This window comes from Xanthomonas sp. NCPPB 3959 (assembly GCF_056675575.1).
Genome location: NZ_JBWWVR010000023.1, coordinates 20495 through 40862, shown reverse-complemented (window position 1 = coordinate 40862; position 20368 = coordinate 20495). Strand labels below are relative to the sequence as shown.

Sequence of the window (20368 nt, the reverse complement as noted above, 5' to 3'; positions counted from 1 at the left end):
CAGACCAACGTCACTACTCGCGCACGCCAACAACTTCACACAGCAGTTCCGTTCGTTTCATCCCTCCCTTGCAGCCCTGCCGATAGCATCGCGCCACCTTTCACAACGATAGGGCGCGTCGCAGCAAGAGCGTGCCCGGCAGGAGACCTCCATGCGCGCAGCCATCCACACCCAATTCGGTGACCCCGCCCAGGTGCTCGAACTCGGCGAGCGGCCCACGCCGCAGCCGGGCAAGGGCCAGATCCGCATCGCCATGCGCCGCTCGCCCATCCACAACCACGACCTGTGGACCGTGCGCGGCAACTACGGCTACAAGCCCGAACTCCCGGCCATCGGCGGCAGCGAAGCGGCAGGCGTGATCGACGCCCTCGGCGAAGGCGTCGAAGGCCTGCAAGTGGGCCAGCGCGTCGTCGCAGCCGGCGTGCACGAAAGCTGGGCCGAATACTTCCTTGCTGACGCCTCCGGCGTCGTCCCGCTGCCCGACGCACTCGACGATGACCGCGGCTGCCAGTTGATCGCCATGCCGCTGAGCGCCCTCATGCTGATCGAATCCTTGCACGTCAAAAAAGGCGACTGGGTCGTGCAGAACACCGCCAATGGCGCGGTCGGCAAGACCGTGGCCATGCTCGCCGCCGCACGCGGCATCAACGTGATCAACCTGGTGCGCCGCGACGCCGGCGTGGACGAGCTGAAAGCGCTGGGCATCGGCAACGCAATCTCCACCGCGCAAGCAGGCTGGCAGTACAAGGCGCGCGCGCTGGCCGGCGACGCACCGATCGTGCGTGCCATCGACTCGGTCGCCGGCAGCGCGGCCGGCGAGTTGATGGCGCTGCTGGCCGAAGGCGGCGAGTTGATCTCGTTCGGCTCGATGACCGGCGAGCCGCTGCAGATTTCCAGCGGCGATGTGATCTTCAAGCAGGCCAGCGTGCGTGGCTTCTGGGGCAGCAAGGTCACGGCCGCCACCAAGCCCGAGGACAAGCGCCGCATGATCGGCGAACTGCTCAAGGCCGCCGTCGATGGCAGCCTGGCCTTGCCGGTGGAAGCGGTGTTCGATCTGGAAGATGCCGCCAAGGCCGCCGCAGCAAGTGCCGAACCGGGACGCAGTGGCAAGGTCCTGCTACGCGCGGGCTAGGCCAAGGGCGCGACTCGCCAGCAGACCGCATTTAGCTCCAAAAACAAGGAGACAAAGCCCCTCTCCCCCCGGGAGAGGGGTTGGGGTGAGGGTACGGCCCAAGCGATCAACGCGACGAGCCTCAGCTAAAGCCCGCGGTGGCCATCAGACAAACGCTGCCTGCATCACTCAGTGACCCAACTGCCTATCCCCGCGCTGCCGATACCAACAACCGCAAAGCAAACCCAAGCGGCCGCACGCACCAACCTCACGCCGGCTCGTCAGGCACCAGCTCCATTTCCAGCCGCGTAATGCAGTCCTTGAGATGCAGCTTGCGCTTCTTCAAGCGCTTCATCTGCAGCTCGTCCTCCACGTTCGCAGGCACGCGCTGAATCTCCTCGTCCAACGCGCGGTGGGCGCGTCGCAACTCGGCGATCTGCTCGGCAATCTCGGCGGGTGAGAGGGTTTCCACGGCTCCGAGCATACACAAACCGATGCCGGTCGCGTCACCCGCCGCGCTTGCCAAGCTGCCCGAGGCTGCGACAATGCCTGCGCGCCGTTGGGGAAACGGCGGCGCGCCTCATCTCATCATTGCCGCGCGGCCACGGCCGTCGAGAAAGGAGTCTTTACGATGCGTTTGCGTTCTTCCCTGCTGGCCCTGAGCCTGCTCACCGCCTCCACCCTGGCCACCGCGGCCGACGTCGCCAAGTACGACGGCTTTCTGTGCTGCAACCTGCGCACCGACGGTAGCTGGATCAGCGACAGCAACTACGCCGAAGACGGTAAGCGCGTGCTCCCCGTCGGCACCCCGGTCAGCGTCACCGGTTTCGGCCGCAACCGCGTCAACCTCAAGATCGCCGGCGAAAAACAATCCATCGGCAACGACTACAGCCGCGACCTGGACAACACCGCCTTCGCCGCCCGCTACGTCGTCAGCGCCGACCCCAAGCTCAAGCTCGCCACCTTCCCGCCGAAGATTCGCCAGGCAATCAACGATGGCAAGCTCACCGGCGGCATGACCCGCGAACAGGTCCTGATGGCGGTCGGCTACCCGATCAGCAGCGAGAACCCGAATCTGGACGCCTCGCTGTGGCGCTACTGGCGTGACAGTTTTTCCGAATATCAGGTGCAGTTCGGCCCCAGCGGCAAGCTGGTCAAGGTCACCGCGGACCCGCAGTTGATGAATTTGATTTGGGTTCCGTGAACTGTCTCGGTGGTCGCGCATCGCGCGGCCACGTGAGCGGCGACTTCATCGCCTCAGCAGGGTGGTGGAAAACCGGGAAAATGGCTGGCTCCAGGAACTGACGTCTGGCTCGCAACGATACCCAATCAGCACGCGCACAAGCCCGTCGCGACGATTCTTCCTCGGCCAACTGGCCGCCAACGACCGAAGCCACCATGCAACGAAATCCGGATCTGTACCCTAAAGACGATAATGGCGACACCCTTTGGCACATCGCCCAGCAAGGGGTGGATCTTTCGAAGCCGCGCGAGATTGCGTTCTCAGTGGTCTTCCCCACGAAGGAGTCTGCATTGGCGTTCTCGGTGACGATGCTTCGTTTCGAGCAAAAAGTGCGTTGCTGCCATTACGAGGAAAACACGGCGTTTCCGATGGACGTGACCGTGTATCCAACCATGATCCCGTCGTACAAGGCGATTTCGGCGTTCGAGGAAGAGTTGGCAACGGAGGCCAAGCCGTTGGGAGGTTTGAATGACGGATGGGAGTTTTCTGTGGATGAAAAGAACGTCTAACGCGGGCGGTGTGCGAGAGAGCCTGCGATGCAGCCACTGCATCGCTGAGCGCGTCGCACTTTTTTACCGCATCGGCCCTTTTTACCGCATCAGCGCTGCGACTGTGGTACGCGACGCAGCTGTGACACGTCATAGCCCATTGCGGCGATACGTTGAACAGCCTGCTGATAGTCGGCCTCGGACACCTGCGGAGTACGTGCCATGTACCAGACGTAGTCGCGCTTGCTGCGTGCCACGATGGTCTGCCTGTAATCTGCATCTCGCCAGGCGATCACGTACTCAGCCTTGAACGGCCAGAAGAATTGCATGCTCCACAGCGCGCCATTGCCATCCTTTGCGACCTCGCCGATCGGATGCATGGACTTGAGCGGCGCCTCGAAACTTCCCTTGCGGAAGGTGAAGGTGGTCTGGATGCGGCCATCCGGTCGCAGCGCATAGCGCTCCACGGCATCGTAGGCCTTGCGCTCGGGCCGGGTAGGAATGTGCGCGATGACGTACCAGTCGCCCATGAAGCGTGGCACGTCAACAGTGTCTGCGCGGGGCAGTGCAGCGCGTGAATCGCTTGCGCTGGCACTCCCATAGACCGCAAGCGTCAGTAACAACAGCATCGAACGATGTCGCATGGCAACCTCCATCAAAAGAGCACGTACATGGGCCTACGTAGCTGCAATGCGCTTGGATGCAGCCCCATGCGATGCAGTTCCGGCCCGGGTGCAAGCGTGCCCCTCTGTGCCAGTGACATGACGGTACCGTGCGAGAAGTCGTGGCAGCGTGTCGTCATCGTCTCGCCAGTTCTGGCGAACAGAGGCCGATCTTGTGCCTGTCTACGTACCGGTGTGATAGCGTCCCGCCCCTCTATGAACACGGGTGATTGTCCATGCAGCAGTCGGTGACGCTGGCAAACTATCTGCAAACGCACTTCGTCGACAAGCCAACGTTCGCATCGCTTGCCGGCATCACGGTCGATCGGCTCGATGCGCTTCTGGAAGCGGATGCCATACCCAAACCGACGTATACGTGCGACGGACATTCCGTCCGTTCGGCGGCGTTTGGAGTCACACACATCGACGAGCGCCTTGTGGGCGACTACTTCCGTCCCGAATGCAGGAAATGGGTGGACATCGCCGACCGAGCCGCAAAGGGGGACGCGCGTGATGCCGTGCTTGCGGCATTGGGTCGGGAATTGGAGAAAGGGTTGCGCGCGCACATCGAGGGCCCGGATGCCATCGAAAAAAAGATCCAGGGGTTCATCCCCTATTTTCTTGATGGGACCTTTGGCCTGTGCGTGGCAGACCCGTCCCTCGGCATGGAGATCGCCAGGAAGGAAATGCTCCAGGAACGGCTGACATCGCTGACCGAGGCCGGCAGTAATCCCGCGCCGGAGGAGATTGGCAGGGACGCACTCTTGCAACTCATCGATGCCTACGCAGACTCGGCAATGCCGTTCTCCCCGGTCGAGTACGCGCGTAGCAGCAGAAAGCGCCTTGTGGACGATCTGCGTCCCTTGGTGGCCATGCGCGAGGCGTGAGGCGTGCGCGATGGAGACAAGGCCTGAGTGGCTGGCTGCACAAAGCATGCAATGCAGGATCGACGCGCCACAGGACGCTCCCCGGAGGATCGCCCGTCAGCGGCAACGAGCGGGCCATGGCTCACTTGCCTTGGCGCCAGCCAATGACTAGCGTCTGCAACTGACCGCACAGCGGCGACCATTCACCAAGGCGATACCGCGTCTTCCCCATATGGATAGATCGTTGCGATCTTTCCATCCGCATCGTGCTCCAGCGATGCCATTTTGATACTGCGTAGATGCGTCTGCCCGCCTGATAAAACAGCGTCGTGATAGAACAGATACCACTGGCCTTCGAAGGCGCAGATGGAGTGGTGGGTGGTCCAGCCGATCACCGGGGCGAGCAGCACGCCTTGATAAGTGAACGGGCCGTACGGCGTGTCGCTGGTGGCGTAGCAGATCAGGTGGGTGTCGCCGGTGGAATACGACAGGTAATAGCGGCCGGCGTGGTGATGAACCCAGGGGCCTTCGAAGAAGCGGTGGGCATGGTCGCCGGCGCGTAGCGGGGTGCCGTGTTCGTCGAGGATGACGATCTCGCGGGTGGGTTCGGCCAGTTGGGTCATGTCTTCGCGCAGGCGCGCGACGCGCGGGCCGAGTGCGGGTGCGTCGTCTGCGGGTTCCTGGTTGGTTTGGTCGTAGACGTTGTCGCGGTAGTGCTGCAACTGGCCGCCCCAGATGCCGCCGAAGTAGAGGTAATGCGCGCCGTCGTGGTCGGCGAACACGGCCGGGTCGATCGAGTAGGTGCCTGCGATGGGCTCGGGTTCGGCAACGAACGGGCCTTCGGGGCGATCGCCCACCGCCACGCCGATCTGGAAGATGCCGTCGGCGCGTTTTGCGGGGAAATACAGGTACGTACGGCCATCGCGCTGCGCGGCATCCGGCGCCCACATCTGCCGCTTTGCCCAGGGGACGTCGCGGACGTGCAGCACTTGCCCGAGGTCTTCGACCGGCGCATTGGGATGCGCCATCCGGAATACGTGGTAGTCGGCCATGTCGAAATGCGAGCCGTCATCGCTGAAGGCAACGCCGGCATCGATGTCGTGCGAGGGATACAGGTACAGCGCGCCGTCGAACACGTGTGCGGAAGGGTCTGCGGTGTAGAGGTGGGTGACCAGCGGTGCGGAAATGGCGGTGCGCGCCAGCGCCTGCAGTGCATCGGAGTGCAGTTCATCGGACATGCGCGTACCTGTGCATGAAGTGGGAGGGAGGGCGTCAGCTGGTGGCGAGCGGTGCGCTGCGTCGGCGTACGCCCAGGTCGTGTTCGATGCGGGTTTCCAGCGTCTTGTCGATCTCGTACAGCGCCAGCAACGCGGTGCCGAGCAGGAACGGGATGGAGGCGTACACGCTGATGGCCAGGCGAATGCCGCTGGTCACTGCATCGCTTTGCAGCGGCAGGGCGGCGTTGTAGCCATAGAACGCCAGGATGCCTGCGACCAATGCGCCGCCGACGCTGAGGCCGATCTTCAGCCCGCACAACATCGCCGAGAAGATGATGGCGGTGGCGCGGCGGTGGTTCTTCCACTCGGAGTAATCGGCCACGTCGGCGATCATCGCCCACAGCAGCGGGATGGTGATGCCGTAGAAGAAGCCGTGCAGCACGTAGGAGGCGAACACCCAGCCGATCGCATCCGGCGGGTACACGTAGAACGCCAGCAAAAACACGGTGGAGATCAGCAGCGCGCCACCGAAGACGTTGCGCTTGCCGTAGCGATCGGCTAGTCGCTTGGAAAAACCGATACCCACGATCATCGCCAGGATGCCGCCGGCACTGAACACGCTGAACGCCGAGGTCGGTGCGTCCTGCGGCCACTGCAGCGCACTCATGCCGGCACCGGTCAACACACTGTTGATGCCGCCGATAAAGCGGTTGAAGCCCGCGTGATCGAGGAACTGCGTCAATGCGTTCGCGTCGAGGTAGTACTTGAAGTAGTAGATGTACATCCCGCCCTTCATGGCGAGATTGATGAAGACCAGGATGGTCAGCGCCAGCATCACCAGCCAGGGCTTGTTACGGACCAGATCGGTGAGGTCCTGGCGCACGCTGGTGCGCTGTTCGCTGATCGGCAGCACGCGCTCGCGGGTGGTGAAAAAGGTGATCAGAAAGCACAGCGTGCCGACGGCGGCGAACAAGGCCATCGTGTTGCGAAAGCCCTGCGCCTTGTCGCCGTTGCCCAGAATCAGCACCAGCGGCAGCAGCAGCACCTGGATGATGAACTGTGCAAACGTCACCGCCAGAAAGCGATACGCCGACAGACTGTTGCGCTGCTCCATGCTGCCGGTCAACACGCCGCTCAATGCCGAATACGGCAGGTTGTTGGCCACATACACCAGCATCAACAAGGTGTAGGTAGCGAAGGCGTAGGCGATCTTGCCCTGCTCGCCGAGTGCGGGCGTGTTGAATGCGGCCAGCGACAACGCGCCGAACGGCACTGCCGTCCACAAGATCCACGGCCGGAACTTGCCCCAGCGTGTGCGGGTGCGATCGGCCAGGATGCCGATGATGGGCGTGAACACGAAGGCGCCGAGCATGCCCACCACGAAGATCAACGTAGCCGCCGCGCTCGCCGGGATGCGAAACACATCGGTGTAGAAGAACGCCAGAAAAGTGACCAGCGTCTGGAAGATCAGATTGGCCGCCAGGTCGCCCAGGCTGTAGCCGATCTTTTCGCGCAAGGAGAGCTGCTGTGAGCGATCGTTCATGAGGTGGGGCGGGGCTCAAGGAGTGCTGCGGAAAACGCCGCGGTGCGCGCTACTTCGCCGGTCGCGATGGGGATGATCGCGACGGCGAAGACAGCACTTGGAGTGGCTAACAAAACGTAACGCAGTAGTGTCGATAGCCACTCCTAGAAGGTACCGCGAATGCCGAGCATGACCGTGCGCCCGGGCTCGTACAGATCGTAGGTGGCGTTGGGCCAGGCGTAGGTGGTGCGCAGCGGCTCGTCGGTGAGGTTGGTGACGTTGAGGGTGATCTGCGGCTTGGACGGCAACGATTCCAGCGTGTAGCTGGCCGACAGATCCAGCTGGCCGCGCGCATCGGCGTTGAGGCGTGCGTAGGGGATGCCGTTCTGGTTGGCGCCGGAGATCACCATGTCGTCGTTCCAGGTGTAGGACAGGCGCACCGAGGCGGCGTCCTTTTCCCAGTACACGGTGCCGTTCCACAAGTTCGGCGCAACACCGACCGCCACTGCCGGAATGCCTTCGCCTTCCGAGGATTGGGTAACGTGCGTGTAGTTCACGCTGAAGCCCATGCCGTCGACCAGCTTGTCCAGCGGCTGCACCCAGATCGCCTCGGTGCCGCGGATGTTGAGCACGCCATCGGCGTTGACCTGGGTCTGCACGTCTACCGTGGCGGCATTCGGGCCACCGCGCTGGTCCAGGCCGGCTTGCTGGATCGGCAGCAGGCTCTCGTACGGCACGCCCAGGTCGTTGAACGGAATGCGCCGCACGCCGTTGACAGTGAAGCCGCTGATGCGCTTGTTGAACAACGTCAGGCCCACATAGCCCTCGCCGCCGGTATACCACTCGCCGCCGAAGTCGACGTTGGTGGACAGATACGGCGCCAGGTTGGGATTGCCCTGGGTTGCGGTTTGCGCGGAGGGGTCGCTGAAGTTGGTGTTGGGCAGCATCGCGCTGGGGTCGGGCCGGGTGAGCGTGCGCGAGCTGGACAGGCGCAGCACCACGTTGTCGGCTACGTCCCAGGCGGCGTTGAACGAAGGCAGGGTTTCCTTGTAGTCCGAATCCAGCACCTGGATGCGGCGGATGCCGTTGATGGTGACCGGGCCGGTGATGGTCTGGTCTGTGGTCACGTAACGCACGCCGGCGTTGAAGCGCAGCGTACGGTTCCAGACTTCGGTTTCTGCATTGGTTTCGATGTAGAAACCCCAGTTCTTTTCGCGGATGCCGCCGGCCGAGGCGCCGGTGTTGGCGGAGTTGGTTTCCGGTGCGGAATCGCGTAGCGCGTAGTAATTGGTATCGCCCAGGAAGTGGTTGAAGTCGGCGGTGATAAAGCCGTCCGGACCGGGCCGCAAATAGCCGGCCAGGGCCGCATTTGGCACCGCCGAGCCAGGGCCGCCGTTGCACACATTGCCGCCACCGCCGCGGCAGACCACCTGCTCCCAGGCGATGCTGTTGTCGAAGCCGCGGATGGTGCGCTCGGCCTGGTCGTAGGCGGCGCCGATCTTGATGTTGCGCTTGTCTTCGCCGAACTGCAGGTCGGCGCGGCCGCCACGTGTTTCGGTCACGCGCTTTTCGTTCTGGATATTGACCCGGCCGCCGTTCCAGCCCCAGCCCAGGTTGGGGTCGTTGAGATCGAGCGGGCTGGTGATCGAGGGGCGGTCGCCGCCCTCATTGCGGTAGTCGACGGTGGTGAACGGTGAGGTCACCAGGATGCTGGGCGACTCACGATCCAGCCAGCTGCGCGTGGCATTGGCCTGCACGTTGAGCTTGATGTCCTGCTCGGCGCCGAACAACAGTTCCGCGCCCGGGTTGACGCTCCAGAACTTGACCTCTTCGCGATACGGGCGCGCTTCCAGAAAATACTGCGCGTTGGCAAACGTGGCGCTGGTCACCACGTTGTTCTGGTCCAGCTGCATGCCGAGCGGGATCATGTTGCCGTTGCGGCCGATCAGATTCATGCTGATCCGCTCGGTGGTACGCTTGGCCTCGGAATACAGCGTATCCAGATAGAAATGCATGCTGTCGGACGGGCGCCATTCCAGCGACATCACCGAGGCATCGCGGTCGCGATCGCCATTCATGTAGACGCTGCGGCCCAGCCGCGGAATCAACGCGTCGCTGATCTGGTCGATGCTCAGGCCCGGGTTGCGTGCCAGCAACCACGCCGCATCGATGGTCTCGCCGATGGTGAGGCCACTGCCGGCGGTGGCCGGTACGCGATCCGGAATGCGCCAGTTGCCGCCGCCGTTGACGTTGCAGGCGGCCGGTTGATTGGTGGCCGGCGTGCCTGCCGGCGGAGTGAGACCGCATTGGGTATAGGTGAGGCCGGGGTTGGTCCAGCCCACGCTCTCGAAGCCGCGCACGCCGAGTTTGCCGCGCACCGAGGCCACGCCCAGCAATGCGCCGAAGGTGCCTTCCTCGTTGGTCCAGCTGCCCATGAAGGCGCCGCGCGGGGTGGTCTTTTCGCTGGTGCTGTTCCAGTCGGCTTGCGCCTGATAGGTGAAGTGCACGCCGGGGCGATCGAACGGGCGTGCGCTGCGCATGTCCACCACGCCGGAGACGCCGCCTTCGAGCATGCTGGCGGTAGGCGTCTTGCTCACGGTGAGCTGGGTGAAGAACTCGGTGGGGAACAGGTTCAGATCGACTTCGCGGTTCTGGTTCTGCGCATTCAAGCCGATCGAAGCAGTGGCGATGCTGGCGCCGTTGAGCGTGGTCTTGGTGAAGCTGGTGCCCAGGCCGCGGATGGCGATGTTGAGACCTTCGCCATTGACGTCGCGCGAGAGCTGCACGCCGGGGATGCGGTTGAGCGACTCGGCGATATTCATGTCCGGGAACTTGCCGATGTCCTCGGCAAACACGGTGTCGGCAAAGCCCACCGAATCGCGCTTGGCATCGGTGGAGAACTGGATGCTGCGTCGGTAGCCGGAGACGGTGACGGTATCGAGCTGGGTCACCGCATCGCCGCTGGCGGTTGCGGCCGGTGGAGTTTGTGTGGTCGTTGCGTCGGCGGCGTCGGTGGACTGGGCCAAGGCGGACGTGCTGGCCATGCCCAGCAGGATGGACCCCAACGCGCAGGACAACGCGGTTTGTGCGTAGCTGTTCTTCACCGTAATCCCTTCCCTAACAGGTGAGCGGATGTCCCACGCATCGCCCCTGCGCAGGGAGTGCCGCTGCCGATGAACGGCGCGGCGATGATGCGATGGGGGAGACGGGCGATCAGTGGTGGCGGATGTTAGCGCTACCAAATTCAGAACATCACGCTGCAGGGCAGCATAGATGCTGGGGCATAGCGGCGAATGTGGCAGTGCTGCTTATCGAGAGCGGTTTGAGCAGGGACTGTATATCGGCGTGCTGCACTGCGCGATGGATTTTGCGGCACGCCGTGGTAATGGTAGCGCTATCACCCGTGGCGCAAGGCCACCTTTGTGCAGGTGCAGTGGTCGATGAATCGAACCGATAAACGCAGCGACGATGTGCCGAGCTGCCCTCGACATGTAGTAGCACGTTGCAGCCCTCGCTACGCGATTGCGCAGTGCGTGCTGCCTGTAGCGCTGTTGCGGCAGTCGGGCACGTGAGCGAACTGCCGCCCACCGCTGCATCAGCCGGCACGCCGACGCGCCTGGGCCGCGTGCGCTGGCGCGTGTGCGCATTGCTGCTTGCGGCCACTACCATCAACTATGTCGACCGCCAGGTGCTCGGCGTGCTGGCGCCGTTTCTGCAGACGCAGATCGGCTGGAACGAAATCCAGTACGGCTACATCGTCACCGCGTTTCAGGCGGCGTATGCGCTGGGATTGCTGTGCAGCGGTGCGGTGATCGACCGCTTCGGCACGCGTATCGGCTATGCGCTGGCGATCGGCATCTGGAGCCTGGCGGCGATGGGGCATGCGCTGGCCACCAGCGTGGTGGGATTTGCGATCGCGCGGTTTTTTCTGGGGCTGGGCGAGTCCGGCAACTTCCCCGCCGCGCTCAAGACGGTGGCCGAGTGGTTCCCGCGTCGCGAACGCGCCCTGGCCACCGGCATCTTCAATTCCGGCTCCAATATCGGCGCCATCGTCGCGCCGTTGCTGGTGCCGGTGATCGCCACCGCCTGGGGCTGGCAGGCGGCATTCCTGTTCACCGGCGTGCTCAGCGCCACGTGGTTGCTGGTGTGGTGGCTGAGCTATCACCCGCCCGAGCAGCAACCGGGTTTGTCGGCTGCCGAGTTGGCGCATATCCGCAGCGATGCGCATGAGCCGGTGCAACGGCGGCTGTCGTGGTTGCAGGTGCTGCGGCATCGTCAGGCGTGGGCGTTTGTGCTGGGCAAGTTCATCACCGACCCGATCTGGTGGTTCTTCCTGTTCTGGCTGCCCAAGTTCCTGCATGCCGAATACGGCTTGAGTCTGTTGCAACTGGGCGCGCCATTGATCGTGATCTTTGTGCTGGCCGATATCGGCAGCATCGCCGGGGGCTGGGTCGCCGGGCGCTTCATTGCGCGCGGTTGGAGCGTCAACCGGGCGCGCAAGACCGCGATGCTGATCTGCGCAATCTCGGTAGTGCCGATCGTGTTCGCCGCACGTGCAGACAACCTGTGGGTGGCAGTCGGTTTGATCGGTTTGGCCACCGCCGCGCATCAGGGCTGGTCGGCCAACCTGTTTACGCTGCCGTCGGACATGTTTCCGCGCCATGCGGTCGCCACGGTGGTCGGTATCGGTGGCTTTGCCGGCGCGGTGGGCGGCATGCTGATCGCTACTTTCATCGGTTTTCTGTTGCAGGCCACCGGCAGCTACGTGCCGGTGTTCTTGATGGCGGGCTCGGCCTACCTGCTGGCGTTGACGGTGGTGCACACGCTGGCGCCACGCCTGGATCCAGCGCAGCTACCGGCCGATGCTGCCGTTGCGTCCTCCCCTTCGTCCTGAGGTGATCGCCATGCGTATGCGCGTCGTTTTCTCCAGTCTGTTGCTCGCAGCCAACCTCGCAACATCTGCATCTGCTGCGCCGTTGGCATCCGGTGCGTCCAAGTTCCTGGGCAGCGCCTACAGCCCGCAACAGGCGGCAGGGTTCGCGCAGTACTGGAACAAGCTCACGCCCGAAAACAGCGGCAAGTGGGGCAGTGTGGAAGCGGTGCGCGACCAGATGGACTGGAGCGGGCTGGATACCGCCTACAAGCTAGCCAAAACTAACGGCATGCCGTTTCAGATGCATGTGATGGTGTGGGGAAATCAGCAGCCGGAGTGGATCAAGACCTTGCCGCCGGCCGAGCAACGCCGCGAGATCGAGCAGTGGTTTGCCGCGGTGGCGCAGCGTTATCCGGAGATCGATCTGCTGGAAGTGGTCAACGAACCACTCAACGACCCGCCCAGCAAAAACGACACCGGCGGTGGCAATTACCTGCAGGCGCTGGGTGGCAACGGCGCCAGCGGTTGGGAGTGGGTGCTGCAATCGTTTCGGCTCGCCCGCCAGCACTTTCCGCGTGCGCGGCTGATGATCAACGACTACAGCATCACCAACAACCCGCAGGCCACGCAGAAGTATCTGCAGATCGTGCAGCTGCTGCAGCGCGAGCAGCTGGTCGATGCCATCGGCATCCAGGAGCACGCCTTTGAAACCACTCCGAATGTGGCGATGTCGGTGCATCGCGCCAATCTCGATGCGTTGGCCGCAACCGGCCTGCCGATCTACATCACCGAGTTCGATCTGGACGGGCCAACCGATGCGCAGCAACTGGCCGACTACCAACGCGTGTTCCCGGTGTTCTGGGAACACCCAGCGGTGCGCGGCATCACGCTGTGGGGCTTTCGCCCCGGGCTGTGGCGCGACAAGGAAGCGGCCTATCTGATTCGCGCCGATGGTAGCGAGCGGCCGGCGCTGACCTGGCTGCGTAGTTACGTGGCCGCACATCGCAACCCCACGCCGTGAGCGTTGCGCCACTCACCTTTCGCTTGTTTGTTGACTGACTTATGCCAACGCCCACACCACTGACCCTGCACGACGACCGCCTGTTTCCAGCCGACCAAGGCACGCGTGCGATTGCGCGCCGCCTGTATGCGCAGATCGCCGCGCTGCCGATCATTAGCCCGCACGGCCATACCGACCCGGCGTGGTTCGCCACCGATGCGCCGTTCGCCAATGCCACCGAGTTGTTGCTGGTGCCGGACCACTATGTGTTCCGCATGCTCTACAGCCAGGGCATCGCGTTGGATGCCTTGGGCATCCCGCGTGCGGATGGATCGCGTGCAGCGGTAGACCCACGCGCGGCGTGGCGTGTGTTCGCCGAGCACTACCCGCTGTTGCGCGGTACGCCATCTGCGTTGTGGCTCAATCACGTGTTCCACGACGTGTTCGATCTGCGTGTCCGGCTGGATGCCGGCACTGCCGATCATTACTACGACCACATCACCGCAGCCTTGCAGACGCAGGCGTTTCGCCCGCGTGCGTTGTTCGAGCGTTTCAATATCGAGGTGATTGCCACCACCGAATCGCCGTTGGATACGCTGCAGCATCACGCCACCATTCGCGACAGCGGTTGGAAGGGGCGCGTGCTCACCGCATACCGGCCAGACCCTGTGGTCGACCCCGAACACGAGCAGTTTGCCGGTGCGCTACAGCAGTTCGGCACGCTCACCGGGGAGGATGTGCTGAGCTGGCAGGGCTATCTGCGTGCGCATCGGCAGCGCCGCGCGTTCTTTGCCGCGCATGGCGCAACCTCGACCGACCACGGCCACCCTAGTGCGGCCACCGCCGATCTGTCGCCGGATGAGGCACAACGCTTGTTCGACACCGTGGTGCGTGGCGCAGCGACGCCCGCGCAGGCCGAGCTGTTTCGCGCGCAGGTGTTGACCGAGATGGCGGCGATGAGCCTGGACGACGGCCTGGTGATGCAGCTGCATCCGGGCTGTTTTCGCAATCACAACCGGCAGCTGTTTCAGACCTTCGGGCGCGACAAGGGCGCCGATATTCCGATGCGCACCGACTACGTGCACGCACTCAAACCGCTGCTGGATCGTTTCGGCAACGACCCGCGCCTGCGTCTGATTGTGTTTACGCTGGACGAAACCAGCTACAGCCGCGAACTTGCGCCGTTGGCCGGGCATTATCCCTCGCTGCTGCTCGGGCCGGCGTGGTGGTTCCATGACGCGCCGGAGGGCATGTGGCGCTTCCGCGAGCAGACCCTGGCCAGCGCCGGCTTCTACAACACCGTGGGTTTCAACGACGACACCCGTGCTTTCCTGTCGATCCCCGCGCGGCACGATGTGGCGCGGCGCGTGGACAGCGCGTTTCTCGCCAAGCTCGTTGCCGAGCATCGCCTGGACGAGGATGAAGCGGCCGAGGTCGCGATCGATCTGGCATATCGCTTGCCGAAGCAGGCCTACAAGTTGTGAGGGTGAGTGGCGCGCAGTGTAGCGATGCCTTCCCGCGTGCGTGTGGAGTCTTTACACCGAGCGCATGCGTCTGGTCGGATGGAGTAGCGACATGACGCGCGTAGAGATGTGGTGCGCGCTGAAGCGCCGTGTTGCCGAACGCAGTGTGCGTCTTGCACAGGTCGTGTTCGTCTGCCTCTGCGCCACGCTTCCTGTGTTGCCCGCACTGGCGGCAGCACCGGCGCCAACCGAGATGCCACGCGAGCGTGTCTCGCTCAACGCGCAATGGCGCTTCCAGCGCGGCGATCCCCCTGGCAATCGCGAAACCCTCGATTACGATGTGCGTCCGCAAGTGGTGCGTAGCGAAGACGGCAAGGTGGCCGATGCGCAACCCGAGCAGGCGCAGCACATCGATGCCGCCGCTACACGCGTGCTCAAGCCGTGGATCCTGCCTACAGCCAACAACCTGATTGCAGATCCCGCGAAACGACACAAACGCCCGCCCGGCAATCCCGGCGGCACCGTTGCCTTCGTGCAGCCGCAGTTCGACGACAGCGGTTGGGAGCCGGTGGACCTGCCGCACGATTGGGCGATTGCCGGGCCGTTCCTGGCCGATGGTCCCTATGGTGGCATGGGGCGCTTGCCTAGCTGGGGCATCGGTTGGTATCGCAAGAATCTGGACATTCCTGTCAGCGATCGCGGCCGCTCGCTGTTTCTCGATCTCGATGGCGCGATGTCATATGCCACGGTCTGGCTCAACGGCAAGTTGGTCGGCGGTTGGCCGTATGGCTACAGCTCCTGGCGCGTGGACCTGACGCCGTACGTGGTGTTCGGTGCACGCAACCAGCTGGCGATTCGTCTGGACAACCCGCCCGACTCGGCCCGCTGGTATCCGGGTGGCGGGCTGTATCGTAATGTGTGGTTAACCAAAGCTGCTCCGTTGCATATCGCGCAATGGGGCACGCAGCTGACCACGCCGCAGGTGTCGGTGCAGACTGCGCAGGTGCAGCTGGCGATCACGCTGGAGAATGCCGCCCGCAGCGCTGTGCAAGCGCAAGTCAGTACCGCGATCTATGTGCTCGATGATGTGCGTGGCACGCGCAGTGGTGAGCCTGTTGCACGCATTGCGCCTGTGCAGGTTGCGGTTCCCGCAACTGGTAGCGCACGCATGCAAGGCAATACACAGATCGATCAACCGCGTCTGTGGGGCCCGCCACCGACACAGCGTCCGCATCGCTATGTCGCCGTGACCGAAGTCAGCCAGAACGGGCGCGTGGTAGATCGCTATGAAACACCGTTCGGCATCCGCAGCATCGTGTTCGATGCCGACAAGGGCCTGCTGGTCAACGGCGAACATGTGCCGATTCGCGGCGTTAACAATCATCACGATCTCGGTGCGCTGGGTGCGGCGTTCAATGTGCGCGCCGCCGAGCGGCAACTGCAGTTGCTGCAGCAGATGGGCGCCAACGCCATCCGCATGAGCCATAACCCACCCGCGCCGGAATTACTGGAGCTGACCGACCGTATGGGTCTGCTGGTGGTGGACGAGGTGTTCGACAGTTGGGAGATGAAGAAGACCCCGCTGGATTTCCACCTGGTGTTCCCGCAGTGGCACGAGCCGGACTTGCGCGCGATGCTGCGGCGCGACCGCAATCATCCCTCGGTGATGCTGTGGAGCGTGGGCAACGAAGTCGGCGAGCAATACACCGGCGAGCAGGGCGCCGCGATCGCACGCACGCTGCATGCCATCGTGCACGACGAAGACCCCACTCGCCCGGCGACTGTGGCGATGAACTACGCCTCGCCCGAGATGCCGTTGCCCGCTGCGCTGGATGTCATCAGCCTCAACTATCAGGGCGAAGGCATTCGCGACATGCCGGAGTTCGCAGGCACCGAGCGTATCCGCAAACAACCGCAATATCCCGCGTTCCATGGCAAGTTTCCGCACAAGGCCATCCTCAGCAGCGAGACTGCTTCGGCCTTGAGCAGCCGTGGCGTGTATCTGTTTCCAGTGACGCCGGATACCAGCGCACCGGTGCGCGACGGACGTGGCGGCGACTCGGTCGCGCATCAGGTCAGCGCCTACGAACTGCACGCAGTGGACTTCGGTTCCAGCGCCGACAAGGTCTTCGCTGCACAAGACCGGCATCGATATGTCACGGGCGAGTTCGTCTGGACCGGCTTCGATTACCTGGGCGAGCCTACGCCGTACTACAGCTCGCGTAGTTCCTATTCGGGCATCTTCGATCTGGCCGGTTTTCCCAAGGACCGCTACTGGCTGTATCAATCGCGCTGGCGCCCTGACCTGCCGATGGCGCATCTGCTGCCGCACTGGACCTGGCCCGGTCGCGAGGGGCAGGCCACGCCGGTGCATGTGTTCACCTCGGGCGATGAGGCCGAGCTATTCGTCAACGGCGTGTCGCAGGGGCGCAAGCGCAAGGCGCCGTTGCAGTATCGGTTGCGCTGGGATGAGGTGGTGTACCAACCAGGTGAGCTGCGGGTACAGGCCTACAAGAATGGCAAGCCCTGGGCGAGCGATCGTGAGCAGACCGCCGGCCGCGCCGCGCGCATGCAGATCACGCCCGACCGCACCACCATTCGCGGCGATGGCTGGGATCTGAGCTTCTTCACCGTGCGGCTGCTAGATCGCGATGGACGTCCTGCGCCCACTGCCGGCGACCGTCTGCGTTTCCGCATCGAAGGCCCAGGCGAGCTGGTTGCTACCGACAACGGCGATCCGACCGATCTGGAATCGTTCGCTTCGCCGCAACGCAACGCCTTTAACGGGCTGTGTCTGGCCATCGTGCGCGCCAAGGCCGGCGCACGCGGCACCATCACGCTGTATGTCGAATCGGACAGCCTGGATGCCGCGCAGGCGCAGATCGTTGCGCAGTGATGGGAGTGGGCATGACCTGTCGAAGGTCGCGTGGCCCTGCATCCAGCTAGCACCGACGTGACCTGATGGCTGCGGCTGGCGCTTGGTATGCGGGATCAAGCACCAGGCGCGGGGTTGCCGACCGCCAGGCAGCGGTGGAAACAACACCTCCTTAAATAGGGCGCGCGCTGGTGCGGCCAAATTAGTCGGACATGCAGTGGCAATCTTTATATGAAAGCCGACTTCGTCGAGAAGCTTGCGTGATGGATATTGGCTTAATCACGCGTGCGCCGCATGGCGCAGTCGAGGCACGTATTTCCTACAGCCCATGGCAATGGCAATGGTGGAGGCGTCGCCTGCGCGCATCGGCGGCCCGGATTGGGAAATGCCGTAACGCAGCATCAACGCCGGGCGGATGCGCGTCTAACACAAGAACGTGACAGAGCCCAAAGTTGGCGCGTTTGCCGCATTGTTGACTTCGCTTTTCCGAACATCACTTCTTGTCGGTGCATGGCCTGCCTGGCCGTGCGAGGAAGATCGTTTACTCCACCTTCATAAGGAATTGTAATGAAGAAGTTCGGATCAACATCAGTGCTTGTTGCCTGCATCATCGGAAGTGTGGCCAGCGCAGGGGCCGCGACGCAGAGTTCGGCGATCAACGCCGCCGGCCGCGCCGAGGCCATGTCGTCCTGGGAAGCGACGATCCATCAGCAAGCGCCATCGATGGAGGGTTGCTTCCGCTCGGCGTTCCCGAACAATGGCTGGCAGGCGACACGTTGCGCGGCGCCACCCAAGCTCGTGTCGGTACCGCCGGCCGTCACCAATGGAAACGGCCGCACCGCCGCCGGGCGCAGCGGTGGTGGTGCCTTCACGGTCGGTAACGGCACCGACTACGCTGCACGCACCGGCAGGTCCACGCGCTCTGCCGTGGGCTCGTTCCCCAGCGTGAGCGGCGTGACCACCGGCGTGGCCGATTATTCGTTGCAGATCAATACCGACACCGCCAGCAATCCCACCACCTGCTCGCAGTTCGGTTACTCCACGTGCCAGACCTGGGAGCAGTTCATTTACTCCACCGATGGTGACGGCGACGCCAGCAATGGTCGCACTCCGATTGTCTTCATCCAGGACTGGTTCTTCGCCGGTAGCACCTCGCAGTACAACTCGGTCGGCTGTCCATCCGGCTGGAACGCCTATCCCGACCAGAACGCCTGCTATCGCAACAGCGACGCAGTGGATGCACCGCTGGTCGCGGTGAAGAACATCGGTAGCATCAAGCTGACCGGCTCGGCGACCGCTGGTGGCGTGGACACCGTCTCGTTCTCGGTCAACGGCCAGGCCTATAGCGTGAACCAGCCCGCCTCGACATTGAACATCAACAAGATCTGGCGGCAGTCCGAGTTCAATATCTTCGGCAATGGCAGCGTCAATCCGGTGGTGTCGTTCAATCGTGGCTCGAGTGTTACCGTGAACGTGGCCGTCAACGACGGCACGACCAATGCCCCGACGTGTCTGGGCAACGCCGGCACCACGTTCGAGCAGAACAACCTGACCCTCGGCAGTTGCACCGCCTCCGGTGGTTCGTCGCCGCGCATCAGCTTCACTCAAAGCAACTAATGCGTGCTCAACGCCCGGGAAGGCCTTGGCCTTCCCGGGCGTTTGTCGTTGTAGGACTTGCCAGCCGCCGCGTGGATCCCGGTATGCTGCATCACCGCCGTAGTCTGCCGCAGGCGGAATGTGCCATGGCCTTGCGTCCCCCTGCGACGCACGCTGCACTCCAGTGTCGTTCCTGCGTCCCGGTCAGTTGCCCGTCCCTTCCTCATCGAGCTGCCGCCATGTTCGCACGTCACCGGTTTTCCTCCTTGTTGCTGGCCGGCATGGTGGGTGGCAGCGCGATCGCCAGCGCTGCGCCGTCGGCGGTCGCCACCTCTCACTGTCCGGGACAGACGCTCAAGCAGGTCTATGCCGATGCCTTCATGATCGGCACGGCCGTCAATGCCGAGATCGTGTCAGGCCACGATGCCGCGTCGGCGGTCTTGGTCGCCTGCCACTTCAATGCGCTCACGCCCGAGAACGTGATGAAGGCCGAAGTAGTGTCGCCGCGTCGCGGCGTCAACGATTTTGCCGCCGCCGATGCCTTCGTCGATGACGCGCGTGGGCAGCACATGTTCGTGGTCGGTCACACCCTGGTGTGGCACAACCAGACGCCGGATTGGTTCTTCACCACCGCTGATGGCCGACCCAATACGCCGGCACAGCAACTGGAGCGCATGCGCCAGCATATCGCGCTGGTGGCGGGTCGCTACGTGGGCAAGGTGCAGGCCTGGGATGTGGTCAACGAGATCATCGACGAGGACGGCAGTTACCGCGCTACCAACTGGGTGCAGCGCGTCGGCGATGGCGACACCGTAGTGCGCAATGCCTTCACCTTCGCGCAGCGTTATGCACCCGATGCGCAGCTGTATTACAACGACTTCAATGCCTGGCGTCCTGCCAAGCGCGACGGCATCGTGCGCATGGTCAAGATGCTGCAGCAATCCGGTATCCGCATCGATGGCGTCGGCATGCAAGGACACTGGGGGCTCGACTATCCCAGCCTGCACGATATCGAAGACGCCATCGACGCCTACGCCGCGCTCGGCATCAAGGTGATGATCACCGAGCTGGATGTCGACGTGTTGCCGCTCACCAAGGAAGGCCAGGTCATCGGCACCGGGCTTGCGCACAAGCAGTTCCAGCTGCCGGAATTCAAGCGCTTTCTCGACCCCTATCGCGATGGCTTGCCGCCCGAGGTGCAAGCGCAACTGCGCGATCGCTATGCCGAACTATTCGCGCTGTTCTGGCGCAAGCGCGACAAGCTCGCCCGCGTCAGTGTCTGGGGCGTTACCGACGGTATGTCGTGGAAGAACGATTATCCGGTGCCAGGCCGTACCAACTACCCGTTGCTTTTCGATCGCAATCACCAGCCCAAACCTGCACTGGATGCGGTGTTGGCGGTGCCTGCGGACTCAAGCGCGCGATAGGCGAGTTGCTAGCGCTCTGGAAAAC

Annotated in this window: 15 protein-coding genes; 10 read left to right on the top strand and 5 right to left on the bottom strand. The window is 63.5% G+C overall.

Annotated elements, in window-relative coordinates; genetic code table 11:
• Window positions 1-151: 151 nt before the first annotated feature.
• Window positions 152-1132 (top strand): zinc-binding dehydrogenase, encoded by a 981-nt coding sequence (locus tag AC1KVG_RS19990; RefSeq protein ID WP_481095551.1) that lies wholly within the window; start codon window positions 152-154, stop codon window positions 1130-1132.
• 247 nt (window positions 1133-1379) lie between these two features.
• Here the strand turns inward: AC1KVG_RS19990 and AC1KVG_RS19985 are convergent, their stop codons facing one another.
• On the bottom strand, window positions 1380-1583 hold the full coding sequence (locus AC1KVG_RS19985; RefSeq protein ID WP_167393935.1) for a YdcH family protein: 204 nt from the start codon (window positions 1581-1583) through the stop codon (window positions 1380-1382).
• 159 nt (window positions 1584-1742) lie between these two features.
• Between AC1KVG_RS19985 and AC1KVG_RS19980 the strand changes: the two genes are divergently transcribed.
• Both AC1KVG_RS19980 and AC1KVG_RS19975 read left to right on the top strand, forming a co-directional pair.
• Window positions 1743-2315, top strand: a complete 573-nt coding sequence (locus AC1KVG_RS19980; RefSeq protein WP_481095550.1) for a hypothetical protein — start codon at window positions 1743-1745, stop codon at window positions 2313-2315.
• 194 nt (window positions 2316-2509) lie between these two features.
• Window positions 2510-2863: a ribonuclease E inhibitor RraB gene (locus AC1KVG_RS19975; protein ID WP_481095549.1), complete on the top strand. Its 354-nt coding sequence runs from the start codon at window positions 2510-2512 to the stop codon at window positions 2861-2863.
• A gap of 89 nt (window positions 2864-2952) precedes the next feature.
• On the opposite strand, the gene AC1KVG_RS19970 is transcribed toward AC1KVG_RS19975, so the two are convergent.
• Complete coding sequence (locus AC1KVG_RS19970; protein WP_481095548.1) at window positions 2953-3486, bottom strand: lipocalin family protein; 534 nt, start codon at window positions 3484-3486, stop codon at window positions 2953-2955.
• Window positions 3487-3740: 254 nt separating this feature from the next.
• Here AC1KVG_RS19970 and AC1KVG_RS19965 point away from each other — a divergent pair, with 254 nt between their 5' ends.
• A complete protein-coding gene (locus AC1KVG_RS19965) occupies window positions 3741-4391 on the top strand; it encodes a DUF6058 family natural product biosynthesis protein (protein ID WP_481095547.1) in 651 nt (216 codons plus the stop codon).
• Between the two features lie 182 nt (window positions 4392-4573).
• On the opposite strand, the gene AC1KVG_RS19960 is transcribed toward AC1KVG_RS19965, so the two are convergent.
• From AC1KVG_RS19960 to AC1KVG_RS19950, 3 genes are all read right to left on the bottom strand, one after another.
• Window positions 4574-5608, bottom strand: a complete 1035-nt coding sequence (locus tag AC1KVG_RS19960; protein WP_481095546.1) for a glycoside hydrolase family 43 protein — start codon at window positions 5606-5608, stop codon at window positions 4574-4576.
• A 34-nt stretch (window positions 5609-5642) separates the two neighbouring features.
• On the bottom strand, window positions 5643-7130 hold the full coding sequence (locus tag AC1KVG_RS19955; protein WP_481095545.1) for an MFS transporter: 1488 nt from the start codon (window positions 7128-7130) through the stop codon (window positions 5643-5645).
• A 143-nt stretch (window positions 7131-7273) separates the two neighbouring features.
• Complete coding sequence (locus tag AC1KVG_RS19950; protein ID WP_481095544.1) at window positions 7274-10213, bottom strand: TonB-dependent receptor; 2940 nt, start codon at window positions 10211-10213, stop codon at window positions 7274-7276.
• Between the two features lie 473 nt (window positions 10214-10686).
• Here AC1KVG_RS19950 and AC1KVG_RS19945 point away from each other — a divergent pair, with 473 nt between their 5' ends.
• The 6 genes from AC1KVG_RS19945 to AC1KVG_RS19920 all read left to right on the top strand — a co-directional run bounded on the left by AC1KVG_RS19945 (window position 10687) and on the right by AC1KVG_RS19920 (window position 20343).
• The gene (locus tag AC1KVG_RS19945) at window positions 10687-12003 is read left to right on the top strand and encodes an MFS transporter (RefSeq protein WP_481095564.1); all 1317 of its coding nucleotides are present in this window, start codon (window positions 10687-10689) and stop codon (window positions 12001-12003) included.
• A gap of 10 nt (window positions 12004-12013) precedes the next feature.
• Entirely contained in the window at window positions 12014-13003 is a 990-nt protein-coding gene (locus AC1KVG_RS19940) for an endo-1,4-beta-xylanase (protein ID WP_481095543.1), read from the top strand.
• A 41-nt stretch (window positions 13004-13044) separates the two neighbouring features.
• A complete protein-coding gene (gene uxaC, locus AC1KVG_RS19935) occupies window positions 13045-14466 on the top strand; it encodes a glucuronate isomerase (RefSeq protein WP_481095542.1) in 1422 nt (473 codons plus the stop codon).
• Window positions 14467-14557: 91 nt separating this feature from the next.
• Entirely contained in the window at window positions 14558-17341 is a 2784-nt protein-coding gene (gene galB / locus AC1KVG_RS19930; protein WP_481095541.1) for a beta-galactosidase GalB, read from the top strand.
• Between the two features lie 546 nt (window positions 17342-17887).
• Window positions 17888-18937: a hypothetical protein gene (locus AC1KVG_RS19925; RefSeq protein WP_481095540.1), complete on the top strand. Its 1050-nt coding sequence runs from the start codon at window positions 17888-17890 to the stop codon at window positions 18935-18937.
• Window positions 18938-19155: 218 nt separating this feature from the next.
• The gene (locus AC1KVG_RS19920) at window positions 19156-20343 is read left to right on the top strand and encodes an endo-1,4-beta-xylanase (RefSeq protein ID WP_481095539.1); all 1188 of its coding nucleotides are present in this window, start codon (window positions 19156-19158) and stop codon (window positions 20341-20343) included.
• Window positions 20344-20368: the final 25 nt, after the last annotated feature.

What these genes read in the sequence shown, in the direction of transcription:
- AC1KVG_RS19925 (WP_481095540.1), top strand. Translation starts at nt 17,888, where the DNA reads ATGAAGAAGTTCGGATCAACATCAGTGCTTGTTGCCTGCATCATCGGA.
- AC1KVG_RS19990 (WP_481095551.1), top strand. Translation starts at nt 152, where the DNA reads ATGCGCGCAGCCATCCACACCCAATTCGGTGACCCCGCCCAGGTGCTC.
- AC1KVG_RS19955 (WP_481095545.1), bottom strand. Translation starts at nt 7,130, where the DNA reads ATGAACGATCGCTCACAGCAGCTCTCCTTGCGCGAAAAGATCGGCTAC.
- AC1KVG_RS19970 (WP_481095548.1), bottom strand. Translation starts at nt 3,486, where the DNA reads ATGCGACATCGTTCGATGCTGTTGTTACTGACGCTTGCGGTCTATGGG.
- AC1KVG_RS19975 (WP_481095549.1), top strand. Translation starts at nt 2,510, where the DNA reads ATGCAACGAAATCCGGATCTGTACCCTAAAGACGATAATGGCGACACC.
- AC1KVG_RS19920 (WP_481095539.1), top strand. Translation starts at nt 19,156, where the DNA reads ATGTTCGCACGTCACCGGTTTTCCTCCTTGTTGCTGGCCGGCATGGTG.
- AC1KVG_RS19940 (WP_481095543.1), top strand. Translation starts at nt 12,014, where the DNA reads ATGCGTATGCGCGTCGTTTTCTCCAGTCTGTTGCTCGCAGCCAACCTC.
- AC1KVG_RS19965 (WP_481095547.1), top strand. Translation starts at nt 3,741, where the DNA reads ATGCAGCAGTCGGTGACGCTGGCAAACTATCTGCAAACGCACTTCGTC.
- galB (WP_481095541.1), top strand. Translation starts at nt 14,558, where the DNA reads ATGACGCGCGTAGAGATGTGGTGCGCGCTGAAGCGCCGTGTTGCCGAA.
- AC1KVG_RS19960 (WP_481095546.1), bottom strand. Translation starts at nt 5,608, where the DNA reads ATGTCCGATGAACTGCACTCCGATGCACTGCAGGCGCTGGCGCGCACC.
- AC1KVG_RS19980 (WP_481095550.1), top strand. Translation starts at nt 1,743, where the DNA reads ATGCGTTTGCGTTCTTCCCTGCTGGCCCTGAGCCTGCTCACCGCCTCC.
- uxaC (WP_481095542.1), top strand. Translation starts at nt 13,045, where the DNA reads ATGCCAACGCCCACACCACTGACCCTGCACGACGACCGCCTGTTTCCA.